Consider the following 8,430-nt stretch of genomic DNA (forward strand, 5'->3'; position numbering starts at 1 on the left):
GAGCATGCTGACTATGAGATATTCTTCGCAGAGCATGCACATAGTAATTGCGGTGCTCCCTTTACTAGACGTGACCATATTTACTACTGGCTCAGGGGGGCCCCTGTGTATAACGTATTGCTCTGCCATCAGGTAGACCCAAAAGTATGAAAAATAACGACAGGTACACAGATACGCAGAAGAGTATCCGGATTAAGGGGCTTTTTGCTGACGGCGTGCAGAAATACAGATTAGAGAAAAAAACCAATCGTGGCATGAGTGCATTGCTTATATGATAAAAAAAATCAAGCCAATGAGTTTTTATGTTATTAATTATAAAAAAAACGGGATTTAATTCCACATTGAAGGAATGATTAAGTGGGTTTGATGTAAAAATATGACTTTACAAATCTATACATTCAGTGTTTTTATGATTGCGAGTTAGATTTGCGACAGAAAATATTTCAAAAATAAAACATATCAGCCACACTCAGGCTGAGACATCGCTTCGATATTTGATTAATAAAACCTTGGGATAAGTGGACTTCGCATAACATCGTGAAGTATCAGTACAGAACGACATACGAGACCTTAATTTAAAAAGGATATCATTAATGTTGGCTTCCCATATTTTTAACGGATATATCGGCTCCCACCTATGCTATCACCTTTCACGTGAGGGGATCCTAGATTTATTTAAAGATAAAAGCACGCTAAGTAAATCAGAAATAAATGACGCAAATTTTTCCGGAACACGCTTGGAAAATATCAGGTTAATCATTGACTATGCTGTTAAATTTGGAGTGTTCCATGAGAATGATGAACAGTACCGGTTAACTGAGTTAGGTAATGACATACGGAAAAATATTGGTTTTTTCACATGGGCCGTTGGCGGATATGGTAGTTTCTTAAGAAACTTTACTGACATAAGTAAAGAAAAAGAAATGACCATGAGCAGCATGATTGATGGTGCAAATGTAGCATTAGGTTCTCGCCAGGCTAATAAGCAGTTCATGTGGGATATTATCATCGAAGAATTATCATCACTTCAAACAAGGAGCTTTGCCGATTTAGGCTGCGGCGCGGCAGGTGCGCTTATAGACATTTGCAGAAAATTTGATGGGGTTACTGGGACTGGCATTGACATTAGTGCAAAAGCAATCGACTCCGCTAAAATAAACATTGAAAAAAACAATCTTAAAGGCAGAGTCGAAGTCATCAATCAGAATGTCCTTGATGCAATTGATTCACCATATCTGATAGATAAATTCTCCCGCGTTGATACAGTATTATCCTTCATGATGATGCATGATCTGTTTAATATTAAAAATCCCGTGGAGATACTTAAGAAGTTACAGTCGACATTCCCTAATGCAAAGACCTTTATCATTGCGGATACCTTTTTATCTGAAGAAAAATCATTAAAGCATGATACTCCTATTTTTACCTATGGATTTGAGTATGTTCATCACTTTATGAAAATAAAATTATTCCACAAAGAACAATATTTGAGATTTTTTTCAGAGGCAGGCTTTTCCTTGGAGCGGGTCACATATCTAAATGTACCTAACACATATTTGTTTGTGTTACACAGGGACTTTGCATGAAAAATAAAAAAGCAGTTACAGACCTCCCTCTGATGCTCCTGGTTGAGGGTCATCATAATAAAGTGCCTTTCTTTATCACGAAGGAAATGTTTTATGGCGTTCCTTTTGAACTGGCAGGAGGTGATATTTCTGGTCTGGTTGATAAACCAGTGGCGGACACCCATAAACATGAAGTAGACGAAATCTACTTCCTCATTTCACCTTTACCAGGTGAGGCCGTTATTGATGTTACCATCAATATGGAAACGACCACTTATTCCTCACCTGCAGTTATTCATGTACCTGCAGGGCACGAGCATAAGTTCATAACAAGAAGGGCAGGAAAAGGCAGTTATTGTTTTGGCATTTTATATAAAAAGGACGAGGTGGCTGTATGAATTTCAATGCCAGTGATGTGCATGTATCTCACCGACTACATCTGAACGAAAGTGACAGCGGTAATCTTGACGATTTCCGGGAGGTATTCTGTGATGAGTTTAGTAAGATAAGCACATATCCTGACCCTGGTAATACAGAGATGATAAATGCTATTTCACGTCATTATCTGATATCTCCTGACCAGATAGTGCCTGGCAATGGTGTAGATGAGATAATTCTTCTTCTTTGCCTGACTTTACTTAAAAAAAAGAAAAGCATTATTACAAGTATGTCTACTTTTCCTGGCTATGAAACTGCAGCCAGAGTCTGTGGGGGAAGTGTCATTCATACTGAACTTTCCGGCAGTCTTAAATGTTGTATTGATAACTTTGTTAAAAGTGTAAATCAGGATACGTCGGTTGCTTTCCTGTGTAATCCCCATAATCCGACCGGGTCTGTACTAACCAGATCTGAAGTGATTTCTTTCATTGAAAAAATGAATGAACTGAATGTAATCCCTGTAATAGATGAGGCTTATATTCAGTTCGCTGATGAAGATCGGCACTCAGTTCTGAGCTATATAGCGGATGGAGGAAATGCCATTGTACTGCGTACATTCTCAAAAGCATATGGGCTGGCGGGGCTGAGAGTTGGTTTTGCTTTTGGAGCAGAGCAGCTCATCAAAGATGTTGCCAATACTGCACTGGCTTTACCTTTCAGAATTAACAGATTTGCTCAGAAAATGGTTCCTATTATTCTGCAACATAATGATATTTTTCTGAAAAACATATTAAAAACTAAAGGCTGGATTCAGTATATAGAATCGCAGTTTGTTTCATGTGGTATTGAGTTTATTCCTTCCAGTACAAATTTTGTCTGTTTCAGGCCTCCACAGGGGGGCTGCGAATATACAGAGGCTGCGGCCGCTGTAGGGGCAGCGATGAGAGACTGTGGCCTTTTTGGCCTTCCGGGATGGGTTAGGGCGTCGGTAAGTTCACAGCAGGATGCTGATCTGCTCCTGTCTTTAACAGGAAGACATCATAACGAAGCAAGCAGGTAACGTTCGCCATGATAAGATTTAAACTATCCGGGAAATATCGTGAGATAGTACGTACTTCTTTTCCGTTTATGCTCCTGATGATGTCACAGAGCATTAACAGTATAGTAGATATGTTTATCGTAGGCCGTATTGGCATGGATGCTATTGCGGCTGTTGGTCTCTGTGGTTTCATCTTTTCAATCATGACTAGTGGAATTACTGGGATAATGATTAGTGTACAGACAGAGGTCGCTAAAAGTGTCGGTTCCAACCGTTCAGATATGGCGATTAATGCTTTGCACAGCGCTCTGATTGTGGCTGTTTTACTGGGGGCTGGAGTGATCGGTTTGAGTTACTTACTTCCCTCTGTGCTTATTCTTTTTATACATGATCACTACCTGCTGGCAAACTGTATCAGTTACCTGCATATGCTTTCATTTGCTGCTCCTGCTATTGGAATGGTCAGAGCTTTAAGGGGATATTACGCAGCTATTGGAGAGAACAGAATCAGCGTTATTATTATCTTATTAATTTATTTCTTTAACTTTATTATTGGTTTTACACTCGTGTACTCAGGTTATGGCATCTCCGGCGCCGGGGCGGGAACAAGTCTCGCTTTTTACATTGGTGCATTATCATTTCTTATAAGCGGTAAATTCCTCCCGCAAAAATATCATTTTTTCAAAATACATGATGCGTTCAGTAAAATAAAATCGATATCGTCGCTTTCATTTTATGCGGGTTCTCAGCAGTTATTCTTCTCAGGGGGATTTGCTGTGATGTTCGTCATAGCAGGACAAATGAACGCTCCGTCTCTTGCCGTCATCACCGTCCTGAATAATTTAATGCTGCTCAGCATTACTCCATTAATCGGAATGGGTATGGCCTCCGCAGTATATGTCAGTAAATCGATTGGGGCCAAAAGACTGAAGGATGCAGAAGAATGGGGGAATATTGCATTAAAAATGGGAATGGTGATATTCATAATCCAAATGCTAATCCTGATCAATCCTCACCAGGTGATGAGTGTATTCATTAAAGATATCAGAATAGTCAATGATTATGTGTGGCTGTTCAAAATTACTGTTGTTATGGTAATTTCTGAAGTATTTGCCCAGATTTTAAAATTTTCAATGTTCGGTGCTGGCTATAACAAAAAAATTGCAATAACGACCATCCCTCTACAGTGGCTCCTTTTCATCCCGAGTGCGCTTTATTTTTGCGTATATCATCACTATGACATCGCATTTTTATGGTTTTTATTTCTCGCCTATCGAGCTATTGAGGCCATTTGTATGTTCATAATATGGAAAAAGAAAAATTGGCTGCCCGCAGATGCTGAATATAAACCCCAGGAAACTGTCAACTGATGTCTGACAAAAAGGATCAATCATGAACTTACTTATTATTGATTATGAGGCACTGAACACAAATCCGGTGACAGACTGGTATAAGGGACATGATTGTTATCTTATTACGTCTGAGCAATCATTTCGTTCTATGGATGAGAAGACCCGGTCATCTTTTAAAGAGATCGTCGCCATAAACAGTTTTCATCCTGAAAATGATGATTTGATTTTTTATCATGCCGAACAATTAAAAAATCATGTAAAATTTGACCACATTATTGGTGTGAGAGAATTTGACCTCTTACCAGCAGCGGTTATAAGGAATAATTGGTCTCTTCCGGGGGCCAGTATCGAATCTATTGAGGCTTATCGTGACAAAGGTATAATGAAGAAAATACTGAAAGAAAAGCTCATTTCAGTACCTGACTTTAAAATTATCACTACAGCAATAGATATTATTGATTTTATCAAGGATAATGGCTATCCCGTATTACTAAAACCCCGTACATCCAAAAGAGCTAGAGGTATTAGTGTACTCCATAATGATAATGACCTCTACCATGCCCTCCATAAGGGACTAAAACAATCATCAGAAGACCTTGTAAATATGATGGTTGAAGAGTTCGTTTCCGGTCCCATGTACCATATTGACGGCGTAGTCATTAATAATGAGATAAAATTCATCTGGCCTTCACTGTATGTATCTAACTGTATGGGGTTCCCAGATGGTGACTATATATCTAGTTGTCTTCTTTCACCAGATGATGATTTATATATTCCACTTGTGGAATATGTCAGTGAATGTATTTCTGCACTACCTTCCCCGGTCAATTTTGCTTTTCATGCCGAGGTTTTTTACTGCACTGATGGAACACTGAAATTATGCGAAATTGCTGCCAGAGCGGGAGGTGGACCTGTTATGACGTCAATTGAAACGGTATTTAATTTCAATCCTAAAGAAACAGCATTCATGGCTTATCTGGATGCTAAAGTTAAACCCCCAGTAATAAAGAAAGAACCTGAAAATCTGTGTGGGTGGATAATAATTCCCAATAATATGACCGATGCTTATATTGAAAATATACCCGAATCATGCCCTTTCCCTCAGGTTACAAATTATAAAATATTTACAAAGAATGGAGATTATTTTTCTGATGAAAGACAGGTTGTTGCTGAGGTGTCGTTACATGGGAAAAACTCAGAGGAAATAATCAGTTCTATTTCCGAAATAATGAAGTGGTTTTACTGCCATACACAATGGTCTGCGAGAGTTTGATGGGGGATATCCCCCTGCATTCCAAACCCAACACAATGGAAAACACCTGTCTATAACCTGGCCCCACGGAAAGCAGTAACGCCGGGGGGCTTTTTCCGTGCCTAAACCCTGCCGGAGAGCTGAAACTAAGGGCCGCTTGGGAAACGGAAAATATTGTACTTGTACTCCGACTTTTTTAACACGATTAACTTTAGCAGCAGGATATACTCCTGCTCTATACGGGGTGGATGAGGTAAATCCGATAGGACAAGGGCGATAGTGTAAAAGCAATAACCACTGATGTAAAAAATACGTAAAGGATTTATCTTGCTGAATTTTTTATATTACTTTTATAAAAAAAGGGCGCAGGGATACTCTCTTGGCTTTTCTAAAATCTTCATATAAAGCCACAGATTAATCTTGAAAAAAAACTTTCCTGATATGATTTTTTCAGGGTGGGCTTCATATGTCACATAACATAGCAGCAAAAAGCAAAGAAGAGTGGGATAAGGTCAACGTGCATCTGGCTGCATCAGGGGTTGCTTATAAAGAACGCATGAACCTGCCGGCGATTCCTCAGGAAGTCGAGAGACAGCAACCGGAAGAGCTTCAGGAATACTTCAGACAAAGACTGCAGCACTACAGAAACGAAGCCTTGAAGTTTCCGCGTGGAACGGACCCTGTCTATCAGAAGGAGGAAGGAAAATAGTGTATAAGCCAAGAACATGTCCCTTTTGCAACTTTTATGGCATAAGAAAAAACCCAAACGGCAAATGGTCCTGCGATAAATGCGGACTTGAATGGGCTCCTGATCAGGACAAGCGCGAAACCCCGTAGATGCGGGGTTTTATTTTCTGCCTTTTACTTATTCAGTCTCGGATATATTCACCTTCATGATAATCAACATTTACAGTTATTGTCGAAATGATAGGCCCCTGACCTGATAAAACAAAATTTACAAGATTTTCGAAACGGGGTTGCCAATATTTTTTATGTCTAGGCCAACGTCGCAAAATAAAATGCTCTTCATGCGATAAAAATCTAAGCGAGTTTAAATGATGGGTCATCAAACTAAGGCCGTTGATGATGTCAGGAATATCTCCAGATGAATTATAAAAACGTCTTTGGCAGTTATAGCCTTTCATTGTTACGGACTGGTAACTTGTTAGCAAGTCATCTATCATTTTTGACCATTCGCACGTCCTGTCAATTGCACCATTGTCAAATTTCACTTCTTTTCCCATGCTTTGAGACTGAAGCATTTCATGGATGACAGCATCTAAGTAATTACTTGTCACACCGAGACTTTTGCTTGTTAAACTTTCTGGCCAACCAATAACATAAGGATCTGTATTTTTAGGTGCTTTGTAGTTCCATTTTTCATGTTTTGGCATCATAAGATACTTCGCACAATCAGCGAGTCCAGGTGTATTGCCTCCGAGCGTATACGATCCTATATCAGCACCAGACGCTTTTGTACCAGGATACAAGGTCAGCTCTTTATTCCGGTTAACTGATTCAAGTAGTTTCCTTTCTTTTTCTGTTGAAGGACCATCGGGTAGTACATTATTTTTATCTGCGCATTTACCTTGTAACAAAACGGCGCGCACTCTTTTGAAACTATTTTGATTATCAAATTCATTGAAAATAAACAGAAGGTCTGCCAGCTCACAGTTCAGGACTTCATCCTTGCCTGGTCTAACGTTTGGCTGTGTAGCATTTCCGCTGATTGCAGATAAACTGCCATAAACACGTTTGTAATTGCTTACTGTGAATTTAGCCTGAGGTGTCCCATCAACCCAAACTGAGTTTGCGGTGACTTTGATATGAGGATTGTTATTTAAGTATTTTGTTTTAACTTCAGATACAATGTGATCAAGCGTTTCTACAGAATGTAGATTTCGTAGCCCCCATCGTTCAAGTGAGGCTCTCTTATTGTGTTTCTTGTTTAAATAAACCTCGCTCCATTTCTTCCAGCTTAAAGGATTCGTCATCGTATTCATTCCATAGAAGTTTGCGAATAATCATCATATATGGATTGTCTAGAGTCTGGCGACAGGAATATCACTCCAGCGCGTTGTAGTATAGGCTGGTGAAAGCATCTCGCGCTTCATTTGCCAAGCAGGCGCTATGCCCCTTCCGGCAAACCAGATATTCCCTATCCCGGTCTGATTAATATGGCCAATCACCTGCATCAGAGGCTTGCTGTTCGCTCTCGGTTGAACTTCGTCAAAGAGGTTGAGCTGGGCAACACCTGAGGGAGTGAAGTCGTTCAGCATAACGCCTGCCTTGGCATAGCGATGGCCGCTTATACACACCCGATCAAGAGCTCTCATCGCAGCCTCTATAATGTCTCTGGAATCCTGGCTGGGCGAAATCAGTATCTCTGAAGCCACATTCCCGTAGTAAGTCTCACCGGGCGAAAAAGGTGAGGTTTTGATGAATGCACAAACCTGTTTGTAGTATTGTTTTTCTCCCCTCAATTTAACTGCCGCCCGTTCGGCATGCTGGCAGATTGCCTGCCTCATGTGTTCATATTCTTTGACCCTTTGACCTGCCCCCAGGATTAGATACAACCTTCAGTTAGTAATGTCAGTTGGTTTTTCTTCAAATTTCCCGTTTCGCCAGCTCGCTGCAAATTCAGCCGGCGTGAGGTAATTCAGCGATGAATGTGGTCGACACTCGTTATAATCCTGCCGCCAGTCATTAATTATTTCCCGGGCATGTAGAATATCGCTGAACCAGTGCTCATTCAGGCATTCATCGCGAAAGCGTCCGTTAAAACTCTCAATAAATCCGTTCTGTGTCGGTTTACCGGGCAGAATAAGCCGCAGCTCCACGCAA

The 8,430-nt window shown here is 40.3% G+C and carries 8 protein-coding genes and 1 pseudogene; 6 read left to right on the forward strand and 3 right to left on the reverse strand.

Annotated features, from left to right (window positions below; genetic code table 11):
* Positions 1-593 precede the first annotated feature (593 nt).
* The 6 genes from FBY13_RS20420 to FBY13_RS20445 all read left to right on the forward strand — a co-directional run bounded on the left by FBY13_RS20420 (position 594) and on the right by FBY13_RS20445 (position 6,295).
* Positions 594-1,586, forward strand: a complete 993-nt coding sequence (locus FBY13_RS20420; RefSeq protein ID WP_145395007.1) for a class I SAM-dependent methyltransferase — start codon at positions 594-596, stop codon at positions 1,584-1,586.
* Positions 1,583-1,963 carry a cupin domain-containing protein gene (locus FBY13_RS20425; protein WP_145395008.1) on the forward strand — a complete coding sequence of 127 codons (381 nt, stop codon included), beginning with the start codon at positions 1,583-1,585 and terminating at the stop codon, positions 1,961-1,963. Before FBY13_RS20420 ends, FBY13_RS20425 begins: the two co-directional genes overlap by 4 nt.
* Entirely contained in the window at positions 1,960-3,003 is a 1,044-nt protein-coding gene (locus FBY13_RS20430) for a histidinol-phosphate transaminase (protein ID WP_145395009.1), read from the forward strand. Before FBY13_RS20425 ends, FBY13_RS20430 begins: the two co-directional genes overlap by 4 nt.
* 68 nt (positions 3,004-3,071) lie before the next feature.
* On the forward strand, positions 3,072-4,352 hold the full coding sequence (locus FBY13_RS20435) for an MATE family efflux transporter (RefSeq protein WP_255474520.1): 1,281 nt from the start codon (positions 3,072-3,074) through the stop codon (positions 4,350-4,352).
* 22 nt (positions 4,353-4,374) lie between these two features.
* The gene (locus FBY13_RS20440) at positions 4,375-5,607 is read left to right on the forward strand and encodes an acetyl-CoA carboxylase biotin carboxylase subunit family protein (protein ID WP_145395011.1); all 1,233 of its coding nucleotides are present in this window, start codon (positions 4,375-4,377) and stop codon (positions 5,605-5,607) included.
* Positions 5,608-6,052: 445 nt separating this feature from the next.
* Positions 6,053-6,295 carry a DNA polymerase III subunit theta gene (locus FBY13_RS20445; protein ID WP_145395012.1) on the forward strand — a complete coding sequence of 81 codons (243 nt, stop codon included), beginning with the start codon at positions 6,053-6,055 and terminating at the stop codon, positions 6,293-6,295.
* A 160-nt stretch (positions 6,296-6,455) separates the two neighbouring features.
* Here FBY13_RS20445 and FBY13_RS20450 read toward each other — a convergent pair whose 3' ends face one another.
* From FBY13_RS20450 to FBY13_RS20460, 3 genes and pseudogenes are all read right to left on the reverse strand, one after another.
* Complete coding sequence (locus FBY13_RS20450) at positions 6,456-7,580, reverse strand: lysogenic conversion protein (RefSeq protein ID WP_255474518.1); 1,125 nt, start codon at positions 7,578-7,580, stop codon at positions 6,456-6,458.
* A 48-nt stretch (positions 7,581-7,628) separates the two neighbouring features.
* A pseudogene (locus FBY13_RS20455) lies at positions 7,629-8,141 on the reverse strand (DUF4113 domain-containing protein); the annotation flags it as partial.
* Between the two features lie 24 nt (positions 8,142-8,165).
* The coding region (locus FBY13_RS20460; protein ID WP_145395014.1) for an integrase core domain-containing protein at positions 8,166-8,430 on the reverse strand (265 nt) is incomplete at its 5' end.

Origin of the sequence: Pantoea sp. SJZ147, assembly GCF_007828605.1 — a bacterium.
Lineage (GTDB): Bacteria > Pseudomonadota > Gammaproteobacteria > Enterobacterales > Enterobacteriaceae > Pantoea > Pantoea allii.